Genomic DNA, 21,526 nt, shown 5'->3' on the forward strand with positions numbered 1-21,526 from the left:
GGCAGAAACGACATGATCCCCCAAGGACCGCCCCTGACCGGCCTGCGGGTCCTGGACCTCACGACCTTCCTGTCCGGCCCCTACGCCACCCAGATCCTCGCCGACCTCGGCGCCGACGTGGTGAAGGTCGAACCGCCTGCCGGGGACTCCAGCCGGGCGATCCCGCCGCACTTCATCGACGGTGACAGCGCCTACTACCTCAGCGTCAACCGCAACAAGCGCAGTGTCGTGCTGGACCTGAAGACCCCCGAGGGCGGCAGCCGCCTGCGCGAACTCGCCGACGTCGCCGACATCGTGATCGAGAACTTCCGGCCCGGGGTACTGGACCGCCTCGGCCTGGACTACGACGGTCTCAGCGCCACGAACCCCGGCGTGATCTGGTGCTCCATCAGCGGTTTCGGACAGGACGGCCCGTACCGGCAGCGGCCCGCGTACGACATGATCGTGCAGGCACTGTCCGGCGGCATGAGCCTGACCGGGCTGCCGGACGGCCCGCCGGTACGCTCCGGGATCCCCCTGGGCGACCTGAGCGCCGGCATGTACGCGGTCATCGGGGTACTGTCCGCGCTGCATCAGCGCGGTCCCGGGGGCCGGGGACGCAGGCTGGACATCTCCATGCTGGACTGCCAGATCTCCATGCTCTCCTACCAGGGTGTGTACCACCTGCTGGCCGGCGTCACCCCGGGCCGCCAGGGCCGCGCCCACGACTCCATCCCCACCTACCGTGCTTTCACGGCCGCCGACGGCGTCGACGTCATGGTCACCGCCAACACCGAGGGCATGTGGCGCGGGCTGTGCGAAGTGCTGGGCGTCCCCGAACTCCTGGACGACCCCCGGTTCACCGACGGCGGCGCACGCCAGGCCAACCGCGAGGAGCTCGGACCGCTGCTGGAGAAGGCCTTCGCCGCCCGCCCGGCCGCCGACTGGCTTCCCGACCTGCACGCCGCCCGGGTGCCGGCCGCTCCGGTCAATGCCGTACCGGACGCGCTGGCCGATCCCCAGGTCCGCCACCGCCAGATGGTCATCGACGTCCCCGAGGACGCGGGACGGCCGCCCCTGCAACTGCTGGGCAATCCCGTCAAGTTCGCGGACGGCGGGCGGGACCGCGACGTCACCCGTCCGCCGCGGCTGGGCGAGCACGGGGACGACGTGGTGCGTGACTGGCTCGGTCCGCAGAGGGGCGGCAGTCGATGACCCCTTCGGTGTCCCCCTCCCTCACCGTCCGACGCGAGCAGGACGACGTCGCCGAGGTGGTCCTCGGCACCGCCCGTCTGACACTGCCGGACATCGCCGCGCTCACCGAGGCGATCCGGGAACTCGACCCCGCCACCAGGGCCGTGGTGCTGCGCTCCTCGCTCCCCGACTTCTGCCTCGGCCGTGCTCCCTCACCGCCCGACGGACCGGCAGCCGGCCCGGAGCAGATACGCGCGACGGTGATCACCCCCATCCTCGACCTGTACGAGACGATCACCACCGCGCCGTTCCCGGTCATAGCGGCGGTCCGGGGCCGCGCACACGGACTGGGGTTCGCCCTGGCCGCCGGCTGCGACCTCGTACTGGCCTGCGAAGACGCCACATTCGCCCTCCCCGAGATCAACGCCGGGTTCGCCCCGCTGCTGGCTCTCACCCAGCTGGCACCCGTCCTCCCGCGTCCGCTCGCCTTCCATCTGGCTTCCTCCGCACACGAGGTGGACGCCCGCCGGCTGTGGATGGTGGGAGCCGTCGCCCAGCTCGTACCCGACGACGAACTGGAGGTCGCCGCACACCGGGCCGCCTCCCAGGTCACTTCGGCCGTCCGGGACGTCAAGCAGTTCCTCAACCGGCGCACCGGGGAGTCCCACCGGTCCGACACCTCATTCGCGGCCGGCGTCCTCAGTGCGGCGCTGTCCTCCGTATGACCGTCCACACCCCTTCGTATGACCGTCCACACCCCTTGAAGGCACCATGCCCACCACCCTCCGACCACACAGTCCGGTCCACCGCCGGGCGCTGCACGATCTGCGTCATGCAGTGACCGCAGCCGCTCCCCGGCAGGCGGATACCCGGACGGATTCATCACCCGTGCCCGCCGCGGCTCGCCCCCTCAGGCACTTACCCACCCGGGTCCAGGGCGCCCCGGGCACCGGAACCGTCATCGGCGCACGCCACCACGACACCTGCCCGACCGTTCGTCGAACCGGCACCACCCCACGCTGACCCACAGCTCCACCCGGGTGACCGCCGGTGCCCTCCTCCCCCTCCCCGAAGGGACGGCGATCCGCTTGAACACCGACTTCCCACCCCGCGGAACAGCCGCGGAACAGTCCCGCTGCGGCGGCCGGGCGCCCGCATCCCCCGGGCGGCCGCCGACCGCCCGGCGCAGGCACACCCGCACTGCCTCGGCATCGAGCACCCCTTACGCTGGATCGCAGGGGCCGTCAACCGGATCAGCCGGCCCTCATGTCCGCACCCCACGGCGTCCTGCCCGCCCGACCGCAGCCGGCCTGCGGCGCGCACCTGGAAGATCCCGGGTTCCCGCGACGGACCCACCCCCGCACACGTGTGCCGGAAGCTGCGGCCCACCCGCCCCCACCCCGGACGGACACCAGGGCGCAAGAACACGCGACCCGCCCCACACCGCCCTGTGCCCCCGCCGCACAAACCTAAGATCACACCAGGTGCCGCCGTGAGCAGCACAGCCAAAGCGGTCTCCCCACACCGCAGCCGCAGCACAGATGCCGGGCCCCAGGGGCCGCGGCGCAGCGACCTGGCGCTTGCTCGGACGAGCAGCCCCAGCGCCCCTTTCTCTTGCACCAAGGAGCACGGCCCCGATGGAGCCGCCCGGTATCCCCGCCGGCGTCCAGGGCCGGCCGACTGCACACCCAGGAGTGTGGCATGACGATTCACGAGGACAGACCGGAAGCGAAATCTGTTCCCGGCACCGGGCCCCAGAGGCTGCGAGACGCACCGCGCTACCTGTGGCTGGTCTTCGCCTCGACGTTCCTCGGCTGGGCGTTCGACGCGATGGACCTCAATCTCCTCACCCTCGTGCTGACGGAGACCATCTCTGATCTGGCCGACACCACGGACCGTGGGACGATCGCGTCGATCGGCGGAACGATCATCGCCCTCAAGCTCCTCGCCTGGGGTGTTGGCGGCATCGTCTTCGGCGCACTGACCGACCGTTTCGGCCGGGCCAGGATTCTGGGCATCACCGTGGTGATCTACGCCCTGTTCACCGGGCTGAGCGCCGTCGCCACCAACGTATGGCAGTTGGCCGCGTTCCAGATGCTGGCCGGCCTGGGCATCGGCGGCGAGTGGGCCGCGGGCGCCGCCCTGCTGGCCGAGACATGGCCCGACAAACTGCGCCCGAAGATCATGCAGTTGATGCAGATGGGATTCGCCGCGGGCTTCTTTCTCGCCGCGCTGCTCGCCCTGATCGTCGGACCGTTCGGCTGGCGCTGGGTGTTCGCCGCGGGCCTGGTGCCCATCCTGCTCACCGTGGTGATGCGTAAGTTCATCCGCGAACCCGAGCGGTGGCAGGCAGCACGTGAGGCGGCGCCCGCTGACCAAGGCACCCTGCGTACGACCCGGCGGCTGCTCGACCGTGACCTGCGCAAACCGACACTGATCGCGGTGCTGCTCGGTATCGCCATGATGGTCGGGTCCTGGGGCGGGCTGACCTGGCTGCCCTCATGGATCACCGAGCTGTCGGGTGGACCGGCCCATGTGGGCGACTCGCCGAGCCACGCGTTCATGCTGCTCAACGCCGGGGCGATCGCGGGCTATCTGACCCTGATGGTCCTGTCTTCCGTACTGGGCCGCCGGACGATGTTCGCGCTGTTCTGCGCCGGTGCGCTCGCGGTCTCCCTCGTGCTGTTCACCCAGGTCGACACCCTGTCGGGGGTGATGTGGATGATGCCGCTCTACGGATTCTTCGTCGTCGGCGGCTTCGGTATCTTCGCCGTCTATCTGCCCGAACTGTTCCCCACGGTGGTACGGGCCACCGGGCAGGGACTGGCCTGGAACTTCGCCCGGGTCATCACCGCGTTCGGCGTCCTGGGCAGCAGCGCCCTGGTGACGGCGTTCGGCTCGTTCCCCGCCGCCGCGGCGGCGGTGGCCGCTGTCTATGTCGTCGGCCTTGTGGCGGTCTGGTTCGGCCCCGAAACCGCCGGCCGCGCACTGCGCGACGTATAGCCGGGCGCTCACCGCGCGACGTACGGCGACGGAGACGGACACCACCACGAGCCGGACGACGACCGTCGCCACCCGCCTCGGCCCAGCCCACCGTCACCTTCTCCGTGGCTTGACGGTGCTCCGGCCTCCGGGCCCGGCATGGCATCGCCCTCTCTGCTGCTCATGCTCTGGAGGGTGGTGTCACCGGCCCCGGAGGCCCCGGCGGAAAGGGGCTGACGCGGGGCCTGAACACCGGCCTCACCCGTGCCGGAAGAGCTCTCCGTCACGCGAACACGGCGGTCCGGTACCCCGGAAAGGCCGCACCACAACGTGATGACGAGGACGCACGTCATCGGCACCGGCATATCGACGGGCGAGGGACTTCCCCACACCGGGCCGCCCGGGCCCCGTCCAGGGACACAGAACGCCCGCACGGGCCCCTCGGGGGCCCGTGCGTCCTCGCGTATCACGGACACCACCGCACGGGTCGATCCGGCCGGGCCATGGCCGCACACGCGTCCCGGGGCCGACCGCGGCGCCCACGGCCCCCTCCCGGCCCACCGTGTTCCGGCCCTCGTCCTCACGGATCCCGGGCCGCCCGATCCGGGTGCGGAAGCCGCCCTCCCCTGGCTTGCCGCTCCATCGAGCGGCTGACATCATCGGCGAAGACCTTTGGCAACCCGAACACATGACGGTGCCCGCGGACAGCTAGCGACAGGCGTGGAAAGTTTGATGGACCTCCGGGACACGAAAGGTACCGGTCGGCAGGAGAGCACCCGTCTCGCCGCTGTGGCGGACGCGCGCTACTTCATGCGGCGGGCCTTCCGCATCATCGACGAGGAAGCACGCAGGGCCGGAGTCGACCCGCTGGAGTGCCAGGCACTCGTCCAGCTGATGGGAGCCCCCGACCGGACATTGTCGGTGACACAGCTGTCGGCACGGCTGGATGTTCCCCGCCCTCTCGTGTCACGGCTGGCCAAGACACTCGACGAACGGGAACTGGCCCGCCGCAGCCGTTCCCCGTCGGACGCCCGCGTGACCCTGGTCGCGGCGACCGAGACGGGCGCCGTCCTGGTCACCGGCGTCGACGCCGCGGTACAGCCGCGTTTCCGCGCCTTGCGGGAAGAGTTCCCCGAAGACGTGCGGCGGCAGGCACTGGGCATCTGGGCCGACAACTTCGGCGTCGGATGACGCCGGGCGGCTGGTCCGACGGCCGGGACCGCCGGACCTGTTCCGGGCAGTGGGCGGCCGCAGGGCCGGATGCACGGCGAAGGGGCCTTTGACCCGCTGCACGCGGCTTCAAAGGCCCCTTCGCCGTCAGCCGATCCGATGCCCGGAAGGCCGGGCGGACCGGGGTCAGACGACCTGCGAGTAACTGCTCGCGAACGCGTGCACCTGCTCACCGACCGTGGTCAGCTGTGCGCCGACCTTGAGGTCGCTCACCGCGCCGTCCCTGTCGAACGGCTTGCTCGCGGAGTTGATGACCACTCCCAGCGGCGTCGGCCACCCGCGCAGCGCGTGAACCGTGGACCGCAGCGCCGTCAGCGTGGCAGCACCGGCCTGCCAGCCCGCCGCGGTGACGATGCAGCCCACCGCCCGGTTGTGAGCGTAGGGCGTCCGGTCGGAGGCGAGGCCCTGGAGATAGTCCATGGCGTTCTTGATCAGCCCCGAGACATTCCCGTGGTAGCCCGGACTCGCGATGATCAGGCCGTCCGCACGGCGCACGGCGGTCAGGAGGTGCGCGGCGATGTCGTCCGAAGCCGGGTTCTCCGGATCGTAGATGGGGAAGTTCAGGCTCTGGGCCGTGATCATCTCCGTCGAGGCGCCGAGCCGCTCGGCGGTGGCCAGCGCGTGCCTCAGAGCGGTTTCCGACGTGGAGTGAGGGCGGAGCGTTCCTCCGATGCCGACGATGTACGGCGCCCGGCGCGCATCAGATGCGTGGCCGGCGGGAGCGGCGGTGACGATGCTCATGTGACGTGTCCTTCGGTGAGTGGGAGGGGCAGGGGGGCGCGCCGGCAGCTGGCCGGAGAGTCAGGCGTGGGACGTGGTGGCGGCCGGAACACCCAGACCGAGGTTGTCGCGGAAGGTCTCGTGCTCGTAGTCCAGATGGAACAGCCCACGGCGCTGCAGCTCCGGGACGAGCATCTCGGCGATGTCGCGGAAGCCGGACGGAACGATGTCGACCATCAGGTTGAAGCCGTCGGCTGCGCCGCTGTTGAACCAGACCTCCATCACATCGGCCAGTTCCTCGGCCGTACCGACCACCTGCTGGTGTCCCCCGCCGTAGCGGGCGATGAGCTGCCGCACCGTCAGGTTGTCCTTGGCGGCCAGGTTCACCAGCGAGCGCCGGAAGCCGACCGAACCGCTGAACTCCTCGTCCGGACCGATCAGATGGTGCGGGAAGGGCTCGTCCAGCTTCAGGACCTCCGGGTCGAGCCCGACCCGCCGGGCCAGCTTCACCAGTTCCGGACCCGTGCCGAGCCGCTCGTCGAGTACGGCCTTGCGCCGTTCCGCGTCCTGCGACGTCCTCCCGAGGACAGGAGAGATACCGGGCAGGATCTTGATGTCGTCGGGAGAGCGACCGTAAGCGGCCGCACGCCGGCGCATGTCGTCACGGAACGCGATGGCATCCTCCATCAGATGCTGGGCGGTAAAGACGACATCCGCGTACTTGGCGGCCTGGTCCCGGCCCTCGGGTGACGAGCCGGCCTGGAAGATCACGGGCCGTCCCTGGGGGCTGCGCGGAAGGGGGAGAGGGCCGCGCACCGAGAAGTGGTCACCGGTGTGGTTGATCTCGCGCACCAGAGACGGATCGGCGAACAGCCCCTTCTCCTTGTCGCCGACGAGCGCGCCCTCACCCCAGCTTTCCCACAGCTTGACGACGACGTCGATGAACTCGTCCGCGCGCTCGTAGCGGTTCTCCCGTGTCGGCAGCTGACGCCCGCCGAACATCGCGGCCACGGCCGGAATGAACGTCGCAACCGAGTTCCAGCCCGCCCGTCCCCCGCTGAGGTGGTCCAGAGAGGCGAACCGGCGCGCCAGGTCGTAGGGCTCGCAGTAGGTCGTGGAAGCGGTGCCGATCAGTCCGATCCGGGACGTCGCCGTGGCCATCATGGCCAGCACGATCGTGGGGTCGAGCGCACCGAGGGAAGGACGGTCCGTACCCTCCTCGGCGTTGGTCAGCGCGTCGGCGAAGAACAGCCCGTGCAGCTTGCCCGACTCGGCGATACGGGCGACCTCGACGTAGGTCGCCTCACTGAGGTAGTCGGAGGCCTCGCCCTCACGTGCCATCCACGCGCCGAGGTGCATACCGAGCCCCATGACGGACGCGGAGAGAATCAGTTTCTGGCCAGGTGTGTTCGTCATCTGTGTCCCTGAATGTGCGGATCGCGAGTGATCGAATGACGGGGCACGCAACACCAATTGCGTAACCTGAGTTAACCAAAAAGTAGCCACAACGCCAAGGAACGTCAAGAGTCCGGCACACCACAAACAACAACCGGCCCCGGCGATGCCGCCGGGGCCGTATCGACCCGCCCGGGAGATCACCCGACCCGGCACGGCCACGGCCGCCCCGGCGGACGCCGCCGGTCTCCTCCCGCGGCTTCTCCACGCGCCGGCGAGGAGCAGATTCATGCCGTTCCGGCGGCCCGGCGGCCCACGGCATCCGCGACCTCCCGTACGGCTGCGCGGCACCACGGGCCACAGCCCCCAGGGCAGCACCGGCCCGGGGCCTGACCAGCTCAAACGCCACTTTCAGACGGAGGGAAGGACGACAGCCGCCCTCGCCGAATCGCCCGTCGCACTCCAGCCGCTCATATAATGGTGAGCGATCAGTACCTGCCAGCGGCCGCCGGTCCAGCGGTCGCTGCCCGCCCGTCGTACGCCATTCACCGGGTGGATCCCATGGATTCTGAGCTCTCTCCACCGCTCGCCGTCGACCGTGGTGGGCTGGAAGCACGGCGTGACGAGGCCATCGCCTCGGCACTACGCAAGGTGTACGACCGGTTGCAGCCCGGTTCCTGCACCGCCTACCTCCTCGCGGCAGACGCCGAGCTGCTGGTCGCCGCGATGACCGTGCACACCCCCTTGAGCTTCGCCATCACACCCGCGTTCAGGGTGGACAACTTCGCCTGGCCCGCGGCCCGGGCGTTCCAGACTGGCAAAACGGTGAAAGTGGACGCGGAAGACCTGCAGATCCTGTGCCGCCGGACACCGGCGCTCCTCGTCTCCACCCCCTTCCCCATGGTGCTCGTGGTGGCACCGATACGGGCGACACCACACAACCGCCTGGGAGTCATCACGCTGCGCTGCGTGCCGCCGCGGGAGATCAGTGACGGCGAGCTGGAGTATGTGCAGAGGACCGCGGACGAACTGGCGGCCGAGCTGCAGAGCCTGGTGGAACAGGGCCTGCCGCTGGAAGGGCCTTCGATCCCCTTGTTCATCTCCAGCCGGCCGGAGCCCGGGGCCGCCGGCGCCGCCTCGGGAGCCGTTCAGCAGCACCGGCAGGCGACGGCCTCGTCGTCCACACCGGGCAGTCCGTTCCTCTACCAGCTGCAACGGCTCGCCACCGAACTCACCGCCGCGGTGGACACCCAGGGCATCCTCGCCGTGGTACAGACCCAGATCCTCCGGCCCTTCGGGGCCAGGGCCGTGGCCTTGTGCGTCACCGAAGGCGAACGCCTCCATGTGGCCGGGGCCGCGGGCCTCTCCCGCGAAGTCCTCAACCGCATCGAGGGAACACCGCTGTCCCAGCGAAGCCCCGAGACCGACACCATCACCGGTGTCGGCGTCAAGATCTTCACCACGGCCGGCGAGATCCGGCAGGAGTATCCCGGTCTCGGTATCGATCCCGAGCGCCAGGCGCGGGCCTATCTGCCGCTGATCTCCAACGGCCGCGCGGTGGGCTGCTGCCTTCTGGAGTTCACCGGGCCCGGCCGCCCCCTGGCCGCCGAGGAGATCGCCGTACTGGTGATCATGCTGGAGCAGGTGGGTCAGTCCCTGGAACGCGCCCGGGCCTATGAACGTGAGCACGCGCTCACCCAGACCATCCAGCGCAGCCTTCTGCCCAGGAGTTTTCCCCATCTGCCCGAGGTGGTCGCCACGGGCCGCTACTTCCCCGCGACCGAGGGAGCCGCCGTGGGGGGTGACTGGTACGACGTCCTCACACTGCCCAACGGCGGGGTCGGGCTCGTCATCGGCGACGTGGAAGGACACAGCCTGGAGGCCGTGTCGGTGATGGGGCAGCTGCGCAGCGGAGTGCGGGCCTACACCGCCGAAGGGCACGACCCTGCCCGCGTCCTGGAGCGGAGCAACCGTTTGCTCGCCGAACTGGACACCGATCTGTACGCCACCTGCTGCTGTGTATGGCTCGACCCGGCGACCGGGCTCGCCCTCGCCTCGACCGCGGGCCATCCCGGGCCGGTCATCAGCGACTCCCGGGGGCAGATCTCCGAGCCCCGGCTGCCCGTCGGGCCGCCGCTGGGTGTGGGCCGGCAGACCGCCTACCAGCAGGCCGAATTCCAGATGCAGACGGGCTCGGTGGTAGCACTGTTCACCAACGGTCTGCTGGACTCACGACAGCTGGGGACCGACGCCGCGGTACACGAACTGGTCCGCCGACTGGCCGACCACAGCTCCGAGAACCTGGAGACGCTGGCCGACATCCTGGCTTCCCACCGCGCTCCACCGGCAGAATCCGGTGATGACGATGCCGCCCTGCTCCTGGTGCGCTACGAAGGAGTCCAGCCGCGTGACCGCCCGCGTGTGGCACGAACCTCGATCCACCGCCACGACCTGCGAGGTGTCGCCGGAGTACGGCGCTTTCTGCACGATGTGCTCCACGAGTGGAACAGACTGCCGCTGCTGGACGACCTGGAGCTCCTGGTCTCCGAGATCGTCACGAACGCACTCATCCACGCCCACAGCGAAGTAGATCTGCGATTGAGGGAGTATCCGGACCGGATCCGGGTGGAGGCGCGTGACAGCGATCCCTACCCACCGGTGCCGACCGTCCTCCTCAACGACGAGAGCAGCAACCAGGAAGCCGAGTCCGGACGCGGTCTTCTGATCGTCGAGGCGCTCGCGCTGGCATGGGGAAGCTCGCCCGCGGGACGCGGTAAGACCACCTGGTTCGAAGTCGGCACCGAAGCGGCGGCCCCCGCGCCCGGGACCGACGATCACCCCTCGTCCCCGGCAGGGGACTTCGACCCCGCGGCCGGGCAATGAGAGGGTGAGGAAGGGCAGTCCGCAATCCGTCGGCACCGGTCCCGGGCGGGGCCGCCGTCCCCGCGCTTCGCGCTGTCATACCCCCGTCGTACGCTGCCGTCATGAGCGTCTCTCTCTACTACAGCGCGCACCGCGCCACACCGCTGACCGAGGCCGAGTCGGCTTCCGTCGCGCGCGTCGCCGCCGAACACACGGCGTCGTTCCCGTACGACGACGAGGAAAGCCTGTACCTGTACGACCGGAGTCCCGCCGAACCGCAGGAGATCGTCGCCGGGTCCACCAAGATGCCGTTCGATCCCGGTCGTCTGATGCCGGTGATCGCTCATGTGCTGGATTCCGTATCGGAATTGCGCAGGGCCGTACCGGACGCCGAGTGGCGCGTCCATATGGACGATCTCGACATCCCGTGGGATGAGGCCGAGGGGTATGCCCTGCCCGGGATGCGCGACGCGGATCTGATCGCGGAACTCGCGGCGGACGGCTACAACTCATGAGTGGGCCGGTGCCCCGATCGTGGGCGCGATGGCCCCCTCCAGCCGACAACAGACGGGATACACGCTGTGCAGGAACTGTGGCACCGCTTTGAAGAGTGGCTTCGGCAGCACGCGCCGGGCGATCATTCCACGCTCCGTCCGGGAGCGTCGGACGCTCAGTTGTCCAGGCTGGAGCGCGAGGTGGGGTTTCCGCTCCACGGTGAACTGACGTCACTGCTGTCGGAGCACAATGGAGTGACACCGCGCAGGTCCAGCATGGCACCCGGCGCCTTTCTTCTCGGATACAGCCCGCTGGGCACCGAAGCAATCTCAGAATGGCACCGGAATCTTTCCGCTACGGCACACGAAGCGGTCGAGGACGGTTACGAGGAAGACGTGGTCGGGCACACGGCGCACACCCAGTGGGTTCCCTTCGCTCAGGCTCTCACCGGTGATCTGCTGTTCGTCGACCACCGTGAGGGCCACTACGGAGAAGTCGGCGAGATCTCGTTCGGCGATCCCGGTTACCTGCCGCTGTGGCCGTCCATGACTCTGATGCTGTCCGATCTGTGCCACGCGGTGGAGGGATCGCTGCGGCTACCGGTGACGCGCCGTCGTCCCTCGGTCCATGAAGGGCGCATGCTGGAATGGGTCATGGACTGAACCCCGGGAGGCAGCGCCCTGCCGGATCACCGTCATCCGGCAGGACGCTTCGCTCAGGTCGTACCGTCAGTTGAGGTTGCAGACCGAGTTGATGTCGCAGTACTCGAATCCGGTCTGGACGAAATAGGCGTCGCTGTCGAGCAGGCGGATCTCGGAAGTGAACCGCCCGAGGTCGCCACCGGCATCCGTATTCTGCCTGGCCGGGACCGCGGCGCGGCCGCAGATCTCGTTCCACGTCGGATACGGATAGTTGTTGTCCAGCTCCAGCATCCAGCTGCCGTCGGCCCGCTTGTCCGCGTAGAACTGCGCGCAGTGCTTGCCCGAGGACAGCGTCATCCCGCCGCTCTCACGGGATTTCGCGAACGGGTACTCGTCGCAACTGGTGCCGTCCGCGTTCGGATGCGGGTTCCATTCCGCGACCGCGAGCATGCACATCTTGTCCCGGTTCTCCTTGGCCTTCACCTCATCCGCCAGGCGGTGCAGTGGCTTGTTGCGCTGCTCGCTGCCGGGGTGGGAGGCCAGCTTCTCCATGAGCACCCAGTAGTACGCGGCGGCGGCCGGGTACTTCTTCGTGTTCATCTGAAGCGTCGGGGTGTACTTGTGGAAGACACATCCGGTGTTGCCGCCCACTTTGTTGTCACAGCGGACATCGAAGGCGTTGTTGGCCCACCGCGGGACGGCCTGGACACCGGCGCCGGGTGTGGACCAGGCAGTGTTCCAGGTGAAGTCCAGCTTCGATTCGCCCCCGGTGGTCCTGTTCCAGGTGTAGGTGTTGGTCCGGGTGGCGACGTGCAGGTCACCGGGGGTCCATGTGGTACTGCCCATCCAGGGGCCGGTGCTTTCCGTGCAGTCGGTGGTCGGCCAGCAGTCCTCCGCGAAGGACGTCAGCGTCGTGGAGGTGAGCCCCGTCATAGTGATCAGGGACAACTCGGTCCACGTGGTGAACACGTTCGACCTGGGGTCGAGGTTGATCTCCTGGATGATCTTCATGGTCGCGTTACCGATGGGCACACCGTTGCGACTCGCGGTCAGCGGAAGCATCCCGCGCAGACACCCTTGCGTCCTCGTCTGCATGGCCGCGCCGTTGACGTTCGCACACCAGCCGACGGGGCCCGCCGCGGCGGCGCGCTCAACCGTCGTCTGGGATGGGGCCTTCTTCCCTTCCAAGGGAACGTAGGAGCCGCACCAACGGATCCCGTCACGACCGGTCGCGCACGTCCGCTTCCCCTGAGCAGCGGCCGCCGGTAACTGCGGAGCGGCGCCCGCCCTGACCTTCTGCGCGGCCACGAAGTCGATATCGGGCGCGTTCGGGTTCGCCTCGGGGAAGGTGACGTCGTGCAGACCGTCGTAGTCCCCGGGCACAAAGGCGATGGCGTCGAAGGCGATGTCCTTGGTGCCGTTGCCGCCGTTGAAGTTGTCCAGGCTGACCTCGGGGACGGTGCTGTTGAACTGGTAGGCGCCCAGGTCGACCCACTTGTTGGACTGGTTGGCGTCCTGGGAGATGGACGTGACCGTGGTGCCGTGGGCGTGCTTGATCCGGTATGCGGCGCCGGCGGTCTGCGCCCCGTGGTCGGGGATGTGCGCGTACACCTTGGCCTGGCCGCCGTGTTCGGTGATACGACTGCCCAGTTTCCAGGTGCCGGTGACCTTCATGCGGTCTCCCGGCGGCGGGAACGGCTCCGGCGAGCGGGTGTGGGTGAACCAGAAGTGGTTGCCGTAGCCCGCGCCGATCTGATGCGTGTCGATCTTACCGGGGTAGGTGGTGACGGTCTTGCCGGTGTCGGAGTCGATCAGATCCCATGGCTGGTAGGTGAAGGTGAAGGTGCCGTCGGACTTCACCGCACCGCAGCCTCTCGTCGCTGATCCCGCCGGGACCGTGCCGTTGGGCAGGTCGTCCACGATCAGCGCGTTCGCGGGCATGCCCGTGAGGCAGCGCGGCGGATAGGAGGCCGCGTCCGGCTGTTCCGGGTAGGTGGTGTTGAATCGGTGCACCGCGTTGCCGCACTGTGCGAGCGTGGTGCAGTTCTTCCAGGTGGCGGACTGATCCCACCAGCAGTGCAGCCAGTGCGGGTTGCTCGCGCTGTCGCCGCTGTCCAGCAGGCAGGCGCCCATGCCGGGGTCGTTGGAGTCATTGTCGCCGATCTTTGAGGGGTTGCAGTCGTTCGAGGCGTCGCAGAAGAGATCGATCGGCGGCTTGGCCCTGGTGCGGTCCGGGTTGCTGTTCCACCAAGCGGGCCGGTAGCCGGCCTGGAAGTCGCCGGGAGCGAACATCGCCGAGATCGGGCGTGCGGCCCAGCCGATCACCTTCTCCTCGTACGGCCAGTGCTGAGGAGAGGCGGCGTGGCTGTAGTCGTCCGCCCCCGTCGGGGACTCCAGGAAGGGGGTGCGGTTGGCCTTCCACAGCGGGTTGGCCGGGTTGTTGGTCCAGCCCACGCCCTTGTGTCCGGCGGAGTCGGGGGTGTCGTAGAAGCCGGAGTTGTACGCCCACAGGGCGAAGAACCAGTTCTCGATCCACCGGGGGTGTCCGTCGTTGATCCTCATGCCCGCACGGCGGGTCTGGTTCCACTTGGCGGACAGAATCCGCGCGCCGTAGGAGATGTTGGCGGTGTAGTCCAGCGCCACCGCCTCCTGGGTGAAGGGGCTCAGAGGCGTCTCGCCCGGCTTCTCCCTGCCCGCCAGGCGCATCCCGTCGGTCGCCTGGGTGATGCCGTAACCGCAGTCGGCGTCGGACCAGTTGATGCGCCACGGGTCGGCCTGGGTGCCGTCCGCGGTGTAGTCGGTGCCGTAGTAGTTGCCGATCAGACTGTTCGCCGTCACACCCGGCACCGCGAACCGCGTGGCCTGCCACATGTTGGATTCCTGCGCGGTGATGCCCAGAAGCACCTGCGCGGGTATGTGCCACTTGTCGTTGGCGCCGTCCTCGGGGTCGAGCGTGCCGTTGGGGTCGCCGTCGAGGACGAGCGGGGGGAAGAGGTTCTGCGGTGTGTAGCCGCCCGCGCCGGTGTTCTTCCAGTTGGGCGAGCGGTAGAAGTCGAGCCTGCCGACCACTGCCTGGTCGGCGGCCCACTCCACCTGGCGCGGGGTGGGCTGGAACGCCTGTTTCCGGACATCGTTGCGGGCCACCGCGCAGTACCGCTCGCCGGTGCCCTCACCGGGGTCGGTCGGCGACGCCGACTGTGCCCGGGCCCCTGTGGTCCGCGCGGACGGGCCGCTGTCACCGTCGCCGGTCCTGGCACCGCCCATCAGCGCCGGCGATGTCCGGACGCCCGTGGAGGCGTTCCTGCCGCCCGTGGCGGGCTTCGCGTCCAGGGTGACCGTTGTGCCGGTGGACAGCACCGTGAGCCGTATGCGCGCGGCGCGGGCGGCGTCGGCTTCGTTCGGCGTGATCAGGCTGGTCCTGCCGTCCGCCCACGTCGTCGACACGGCGGCATGCCCGAGGCTGGACATGCGCGCGCCCTTGGACAGACCACCCGGGTTGGAGATTCGGGCGGGCAGCCTGCCCGTGCTGGAGGCTCTGCCCATGATGAACACACGGCCCGAGGCCGTGCCGGCCAGATCCCATTCCGCGAGCTTCCCGGCCGCCACCGTGGCGGGCGCCGTTCTACCGCCGCGCGTCCCGGCGGGGGTGAGGTGCCTGGCCCAGCTCCGCGGCCCATTCGATGCCTTCTTGTCCAGCTCACGCTCGATGAACGTCACGCCGCCGTCGCCGTCGGCGGTGAGCTGGAAAGGCACCGTACGGGTGCGTACGAGCTCGGTCTCCCTGGACCCGTTCAGGCGGACCAGCCTGTTGCCGTGTGCGGCGACGATCCCGTTCCTGACGGGGATCGCGGAGGTGACCTGGCCGGGGAGGGCGATCGGCCCGGAGTGCCGGCCGGTCGTCGCGTCCACGGTGATCAGCCGGGTCCGCTGCTCTGTGTCGCCGTCATGCGTGAGCTGTGTGAAAACAGCCTGCTCGCCGTTCCCGCAGCCGGGGCTGAAGTAGGCCAGGGACGCGGTGAACGGGAGCTTGGTGACTTCGCCGGACACGAGGTTCACCACGGCGGTGAACGCGCCACGGACCATCAGCTCCGGGCGGTTGGTGAACGTACGGGGCGCGTAGGCGACCGCCGCGTACGTGCCGGAGGAGGTCAGACAGGCGTTGCCGATCCAGGTGTCGGCGTCGAAGCCGTCCTCCCGGAGCGTGGCGGCTGTCCTCCACCCGTAGCCGTTCGCCTCGTCGGCGACGAGCAGGTGGAAGCCGGTGCCGTCCCCGCTCGTGGTGAAGGCGGTGTCCTGGGATGCTCCGTACCGCGCGCCCAGGGTCGTGGCGCGATCCTTCGCGGGGATCGCGGACGGCCGGGCGGGACCGGTCCCCGGCCGGCTCTTCCCGCTGTGTGTCGCGCTCTTCGGCACAGTGGGCTCAGCGGCCTGCGCGGGCAGGCCGAGGGGTATCGCCAGTGCGGCGGCCACCGTGATGGTGACCGGCACGCACAGGCGCCGTATTCGTCTCTTCACACTCTTCCTCTGGTTGGATGGATGACCCGCTCGGGCGGTGGATGCCGGCCGGGCGGATCGCTACCGCCGGATTCCTCGGGCGGAGGCTGTGTGCGCGGAGTCCGTCCGTGGCCTTCCACTCCGTCGGCCGTGGAAGGCCGAGGACGTCGTGGTGACCGCTTCCCCCGGCAGGCGTGCGGCCGGCCCGGGCAACGGCGCGATCCCTGAGTACGTTCATGACCGGGCCATGACCTGCGACAGAGGCATCGTGGACGGCGTCACGTCGTGCGAAGCCCACCGGTGCACGCGATGGCGGTGTCAGCACGCTGTGGAAGGTTCACCGTCGAAGCGCCTCCACGGGCGGAATACGGGAGGCGCGCCACGCGGGATACAGGCCGGCGAGAAGCCCGGTGACACACCCCAGCACAGGCGCGGCGGCGACCGCTTCCATGTGAATGACGGGTGTCCACTGACGAGCGGCACAGACAGCGACCACGGTTACCGTGCCGAGGGATGTGCCGACCAGACCTCCCAGCAGTCCCAGGGTGGCCGACTCGGCGAGGAACTGGAGGGTGATGTGACCACCGCCTGCTCCCAGGGCTCTCCGCAGCCCGATTTCGCCGGTGCGTTCCATGACGGCAACCAGGGTGGTGTTGGCGATGCCTACGGCGCCGATCACCAGGCACAGCGCGGCGAGCAGGAGGAAGAGATGGCTGAGGTCTGCGTCGACCGCCGAGCGGAGGACGCGCGGGTCGGGCGGCGCGACGGCCCGGAAGTACTCGGGGTGTTCCGGAAGCAGGGCCAGTGCGGCCTCGTGGGCGATCTGGGGGGCGGCACCGAGCCGGGTTGATACGAGCATCCTGGCGCGGCCGGCGCTCGGAGGGCCCCACATCCGCTCGGCCGCTGTGCGGGGGATGACGACGGACAGGAGGAGATCGGACTTGCGGTCGACACCGCTGAGGATGCCGATGACGGTGAACGGGGTGTTCCCGATGAATACGGCCGGCTCGGTCCGCAGGGTGGTGATGCCGAGGCGGGCCGCAACCGAGGTACTGATGACAGCGACTCGCTGCTGGTGGGAGTTGTGGTAGGAGTCGAAGAGCCGGCCCTCGGAAAGCGTCGGGCCGGCGGCGTTGAGGACGCCCGGCGAGGCGGACACCACGGTTGTGTCGCCGACTGCGCCGACGGCGTCCTCCAGTGGCCGTGCGCTGACGGTCTGACGGGGCCCCAGCCTCACATTCCAGTAGACGCCGGCCGCCGTGACACCGTGGAGCCGTTCCATGCGGGCGTCGGCGTCAGCGGGAAAGGCCAGGGGGACGGTATCGGGGGTCTCACCGCCGGTGTCTTCGATGTTGACTTCCGTGGCGGCGAGTTCGCTGAAACGGCCGTCGATCTGTGATGCGGCAGTACCCGTCAGGCCCAGGACGGCGACGAACGCTCCGACGCCGAGTACGGTGCCGAGCACGGTCAGGGCGGACCGGGCCGGACGCTGGAGCATGCCTGTGACGGCTTCGGACACCAGGTCGCGCAGGGACAGTGACGAACGGCGAACTCCGTGGTCCGCGCCGCCGCGGCGATACGGGGCGCGGATCACCGGGCCGTCCCCATGGGGCTGAGGTCCCTCAGGCTGCCGTCGAGCATCGTCAGGGTGCGCCGCCCCTGGGCGGCAACACGCGCATCGTGGGTGACCACCACGAGCGTCATACCGGCGTCATGGAGTTCGCTGAGCAGGCCGAGGACGGACGTGGTGGTGCCCGAGTCGAGGTTGCCCGTGGGTTCGTCGCACAGGAGCAGTGACGGGCGGGTCACCACGGCGCGTGCGATGGCGACGCGCTGCCTCTCCCCTCCCGACAAGCGGGTCGGCAGGAAGTCACCGCGGTGTCCCAGACCGACTCGGTGCAGCGCCTCCTCCGCGCGAACACGCCGTTCTCGTCGGGGGACTCCCTGGTACACCATCGCGAGTTCCACGTTCTCCAGGGCGGTGCGGTGGGCCAGCAGATGGAATGCCTGGAAGACAAAACCGATACGTGTCCCACGCAGGGCCGCGCGCTGTCTTCGGGTGACGGTTCCCGTGTCGATACCGTCCAGCAGATACCGGCCGCTCGTCGGTGTATCAAGCAGACCCGCGATATTGAGGAATGTTGACTTTCCCGAACCGGACGGGCCGACCATCGTCACGTATTCGCCGCGGCCGATCCTCAGATCGCAGGTGTCCAGCGCCACGACCCGCGGCCGGCCGCTGTAGCACATCCCGACGGATCTGAATTCCATGACCGGCGGCGGTGCGGCATCCGTCATCGGGGCGTCCCGTCATCGCCGCCTGCCGGCCCCACGCCCACCACAACCCGATCACCGGGAGAAAGGCGGGCCTGCGGCACGGGGGTGATCTGCACGAGCCCGTTCCCGGACATCCCGGTCCGTACTTCGACCCTCTCCTGCGAACCTCCCGGCTCCAGCACCGAGACCGTCGTCCGGCCGTCGGCACCGGCCGAGAGGGCGGCCGACGGGACGGCCAGCACCTTGCTTCTCGAAGAGGCCGCCTCGATCGTCAGCCGAACATCCTGGCCGGTGAAGGACTCGGGCAGCGCACGATCCGGCTTGACCCTGACGGTGTGGCCCGCGAAGTCCTGCCGCGCTTCTCCGGCACTCTTCGCGGAAGGCTCAGTGGCCACGGAGAGCACCGAGCCGGGGACCTCCTCGCCCGAGGTCTCGGAGAAGATGCTCACCTTCTGGCCCGCATGGACCAGGCCGACTTCATGAGCGGCAACCGATCCGCGCACCATCAGAGTTCCGGCCGAGAGCGTCAGGAGTTTCCCGTCCGGCTCTTTCCCCACCGACGCGGTGATCTCTCCGGTCCGGACCGGCCCGGACCGGAGATAGACCAGTTCGCCTGCCGGCACGATCACTCCTGTCTCGGGCACCGGCGCCCTCGGGTCCGGGCTCCCGGCCGCCTCACCGCCGGCCGGGAAGGCGGCGGCGTCCTCCACGGGCGCGGTCAGAGGTTCGTAACCGCGTGAGCGGTAGAAGGCGGCGGCGGCACGCTCCGTGCCCCGGCCGAACACCCCGAAGTCATCCTGGCCCGGGAAGTAGCCCAGCTTCGTCAGCGCTCGCTGGAACTGAGCCACGTCCTTTCCCCGGCAGCCCCGCCCGAGGTCTCGGTACGAAGGCAGTGCCCCCGGCAAGGGGATCACCGGCCGTCCGGAGATCTCGACGAGAACCTGCCCGAAGGTGACCGCGGCGCCCCTTTTGGTCCTCACCTCCGTCACCACCGATCTCACAGCACTCTTGTCCGCCCCGAAGGCCGCGACATCCACGCTCTGAGCGGCTTCCACGGTTCCGCGTGTCACCAGCGTCTCGGCAAGGACACGACGCTTCACCTCGGCGGTGAGGACATCAGGAGCCGGAGCGGCCGTCTCGGCCGCCACCTGCGCCGGAGACTTGATGAACACCGCGGCCCCCACCCCGCCGCCCGCGGTACCGATGGCGCCGGCGACCAGGCACGCCAGTATCCGACGGCGGCGGGACAGCCCCGTGCGCCGCCCCGCCATGCTCTCTTCACTCACCGGTGCGCCTTCCAGCGAACGTGTCATTTCCCCGCGAGTCCCAGATTCACGCCGCCCCGGAAATCCACGGGAGACTGGGCGATCACGGCACCGTGCCTGCGACATGATTCCTGGACGGAAACGCTTGAGGGGAGCGTCCCGCAGGACAGACTCCGGTACTGCTCAGCGGCATTGCGCGTGGCCACTGCCACTCTGCGCAACGCCGCAAAACCACCGGGGTTCCCCTTGATCTCAGTCAGCACGGCCTCCGTGAACCTCTCCACCGCGTCAACCATTTCTGCACAGGATCCGGAGAAGAGTTCCGCAGTGGCCGAGCTGCACGGGGAGTTGGTTCCTTCACCAAAGGTGCCGGCGAGGCCGTCGATCTGAGGGGACAGTACGTCATGGACCTGTTCGGCCCTGAGCTCACGGGCGCCCGGGAGCGAGGGTGCGGCACTGCTGGAAGTGCTTTCCCGGTTCGAATGCCCCGATTGTTCCACCGAAGGTGAATCGCATCCCGTCAGGCACAGACCGAGGACAAGAAGCCCCCGGAGCCGGCGGCTCACGGGGATTCCTCAAGGACCTTTGAAGCAATCTCCAGAGCGGTCTCCATATGGCGCTTCTCCGAGATGAGAGCCTCTTCCCTGTCGCTGATCATCCGGTTCTGGATGCGAGTTTCAACACCGTGCCACACGGAGATCAGGTTCGTTTTCTTCTTGCACGTGACATCAGCAACTGCGGTTGCTATTTCAGTCCGCTCCGGCCCGGGATTGGTCACGGCCTCCGATATATCCGTCGGGGAGGAGTAGATATATCCATTCCCCTTCATACACGACGACCAAGCCGCAAACACTGCCAGGACTTCCGGGTCCGACAAGGACTTCCCCTGACTCTCCTTGTTGATCTCCCCCGCCAGATCGTGAGGTGCCTCTGTCGTGATTCTTCTTCTGGCTTCGCCGGAGCACCCGCCCTCGGGAATAAGCTTCCCGTTGGAGCGGTCTCCTCTGCGTACACCGCTGTTCGGATCGGCATCCCCGATGAATACGCGAATCTCGGCATCGCTCATACGCGACCCTGAAGATTCCGTCTCGGGTTTCCCGTCCCTCACACCAGGCAGGTGATATCCATGGTCTTTCGCCGTTTCGAGGTCGGCGACCCCATACCGCCGGGCGCGGTTCGTTCCGTTCTCGCCCAAATTCTCCGTGGTGTTGAAATTCGGTCCCACATAATCGAACCCAAATTTAGCCATGCATTGCGTGATCAGAACTTTGGAAGCCTTCATGAGCTGCATCTCCTGCCCGGTATCGAGCAGGTACTTCTCAATCGGCAGCGGGGGGACGGTCGCCCGCTCCGCACGGCTCGGACCCCGGCTGTGCGCGGGCGGAGCATCCACCCCCTTCGCGTCAGTTCCGCGGTCGCCCTCATCACAGCCGGCCAGAAGGGCCAGCAGAGTCGACGCCAGCAATACGGGCCGCGCCAGTCCGGCGGCTCCTTGCGCCCGGCCGGTGGCCGGGCGCAAGGAACGGCTCGCGTCAGAAATCATGGGCTCAGCCAACACTCAGGGTCTGCTGAGAGGCGTTGTTGTTGTAGGTCGTGTTGAGGTTCCCGTACCACGGATGCGAACCGGAGTACCCGTACGCCGGCCAGTTGTCCCAGGGGCCGACATACTCGGAGTGGGCGTACACACGCATAACGCCGTAGTAGTAGTTGCAGACAGACGCAGTATCATTTTTCACCGCTCGCCCATTACCACTGCCACTCGTAATGAATTTCACGCGCGGATCTACATGAGGATTGTTCACACAGTAGTCGTAATTATGGCAGTTGATCTTGATGCCGACGCGGGAACCCCCATTGTTCGATTTATAGTACAGGCAGAACGCATCGGTACTCGTTCCACAGCTGCTGATGACGGGATAGGGCTCCGCATGAGCAGGAACTGCCATTGCGGGCACAGCCGCGACGGCGGATACGGCTAAGGCTATGATCTTC

General features: G+C 68.5%; 15 protein-coding genes. 7 read left to right on the top strand and 8 right to left on the bottom strand.

Features of this window, described 5'->3' with window-relative positions; translation table 11 throughout:
- The first annotated feature begins 12 nt into the window (after positions 1–12).
- The 4 genes from ACIBCM_RS06780 to ACIBCM_RS06795 all read left to right on the top strand — a co-directional run bounded on the left by ACIBCM_RS06780 (position 13) and on the right by ACIBCM_RS06795 (position 5,346).
- Positions 13–1,194: a CaiB/BaiF CoA transferase family protein gene (locus ACIBCM_RS06780; RefSeq protein ID WP_399240878.1), complete on the top strand. Its 1,182-nt coding sequence runs from the start codon at positions 13–15 to the stop codon at positions 1,192–1,194.
- Entirely contained in the window at positions 1,191–1,898 is a 708-nt protein-coding gene (locus ACIBCM_RS06785) for an enoyl-CoA hydratase/isomerase family protein (RefSeq protein ID WP_399240879.1), read from the top strand. Before ACIBCM_RS06780 ends, ACIBCM_RS06785 begins: the two co-directional genes overlap by 4 nt.
- 976 nt (positions 1,899–2,874) lie before the next feature.
- Positions 2,875–4,176 carry an MFS transporter gene (locus ACIBCM_RS06790; protein WP_399240880.1) on the top strand — a complete coding sequence of 434 codons (1,302 nt, stop codon included), beginning with the start codon at positions 2,875–2,877 and terminating at the stop codon, positions 4,174–4,176.
- A gap of 711 nt (positions 4,177–4,887) precedes the next feature.
- Positions 4,888–5,346: a MarR family winged helix-turn-helix transcriptional regulator gene (locus ACIBCM_RS06795; protein ID WP_399240881.1), complete on the top strand. Its 459-nt coding sequence runs from the start codon at positions 4,888–4,890 to the stop codon at positions 5,344–5,346.
- A gap of 165 nt (positions 5,347–5,511) precedes the next feature.
- Here the strand turns inward: ACIBCM_RS06795 and ACIBCM_RS06800 are convergent, their stop codons facing one another.
- Both ACIBCM_RS06800 and ACIBCM_RS06805 read right to left on the bottom strand, forming a co-directional pair.
- On the bottom strand, positions 5,512–6,126 hold the full coding sequence (locus ACIBCM_RS06800) for an NADPH-dependent FMN reductase (RefSeq protein ID WP_399240882.1): 615 nt from the start codon (positions 6,124–6,126) through the stop codon (positions 5,512–5,514).
- 60 nt (positions 6,127–6,186) lie between these two features.
- Complete coding sequence (locus ACIBCM_RS06805) at positions 6,187–7,521, bottom strand: LLM class flavin-dependent oxidoreductase (RefSeq protein ID WP_399240883.1); 1,335 nt, start codon at positions 7,519–7,521, stop codon at positions 6,187–6,189.
- 540 nt (positions 7,522–8,061) lie between these two features.
- Here ACIBCM_RS06805 and ACIBCM_RS06810 point away from each other — a divergent pair.
- The 3 genes from ACIBCM_RS06810 (at position 8,062) to ACIBCM_RS06820 (ending at position 11,519) form a co-directional block, all read left to right on the top strand.
- Positions 8,062–10,383: a SpoIIE family protein phosphatase gene (locus ACIBCM_RS06810; protein ID WP_399240884.1), complete on the top strand. Its 2,322-nt coding sequence runs from the start codon at positions 8,062–8,064 to the stop codon at positions 10,381–10,383.
- A 101-nt stretch (positions 10,384–10,484) separates the two neighbouring features.
- Positions 10,485–10,877: a hypothetical protein gene (locus tag ACIBCM_RS06815; protein WP_399240885.1), complete on the top strand. Its 393-nt coding sequence runs from the start codon at positions 10,485–10,487 to the stop codon at positions 10,875–10,877.
- 66 nt (positions 10,878–10,943) lie between these two features.
- Complete coding sequence (locus ACIBCM_RS06820) at positions 10,944–11,519, top strand: SMI1/KNR4 family protein (RefSeq protein WP_399240886.1); 576 nt, start codon at positions 10,944–10,946, stop codon at positions 11,517–11,519.
- Positions 11,520–11,585: 66 nt separating this feature from the next.
- Here ACIBCM_RS06820 and ACIBCM_RS06825 read toward each other — a convergent pair whose 3' ends face one another.
- The 6 genes from ACIBCM_RS06825 to ACIBCM_RS06850 form a co-directional block, all read right to left on the bottom strand.
- Entirely contained in the window at positions 11,586–16,013 is a 4,428-nt protein-coding gene (locus ACIBCM_RS06825; protein ID WP_399240887.1) for a hypothetical protein, read from the bottom strand.
- A gap of 316 nt (positions 16,014–16,329) precedes the next feature.
- Positions 16,330–17,583: an ABC transporter permease gene (locus tag ACIBCM_RS06830; protein WP_399241265.1), complete on the bottom strand. Its 1,254-nt coding sequence runs from the start codon at positions 17,581–17,583 to the stop codon at positions 16,330–16,332.
- Positions 17,583–18,290, bottom strand: a complete 708-nt coding sequence (locus tag ACIBCM_RS06835) for an ABC transporter ATP-binding protein (protein ID WP_399240888.1) — start codon at positions 18,288–18,290, stop codon at positions 17,583–17,585. The genes ACIBCM_RS06830 and ACIBCM_RS06835 overlap by 1 nt, the downstream gene beginning before the upstream one ends.
- Positions 18,287–19,555, bottom strand: a complete 1,269-nt coding sequence (locus ACIBCM_RS06840; protein ID WP_399240889.1) for a peptidoglycan-binding protein — start codon at positions 19,553–19,555, stop codon at positions 18,287–18,289. Before ACIBCM_RS06840 ends, ACIBCM_RS06835 begins: the two co-directional genes overlap by 4 nt.
- Positions 19,556–20,096: 541 nt before the next feature.
- Positions 20,097–21,077 carry a hypothetical protein gene (locus tag ACIBCM_RS06845; RefSeq protein ID WP_399240890.1) on the bottom strand — a complete coding sequence of 327 codons (981 nt, stop codon included), beginning with the start codon at positions 21,075–21,077 and terminating at the stop codon, positions 20,097–20,099.
- 4 nt (positions 21,078–21,081) lie between these two features.
- Entirely contained in the window at positions 21,082–21,270 is a 189-nt protein-coding gene (locus tag ACIBCM_RS06850; RefSeq protein WP_399240891.1) for a hypothetical protein, read from the bottom strand.
- Positions 21,271–21,526 lie beyond the last annotated feature (256 nt).

This window comes from Streptomyces sp. NPDC051018, from assembly GCF_044456085.1.
GTDB lineage: Bacteria > Actinomycetota > Actinomycetes > Streptomycetales > Streptomycetaceae > Streptomyces.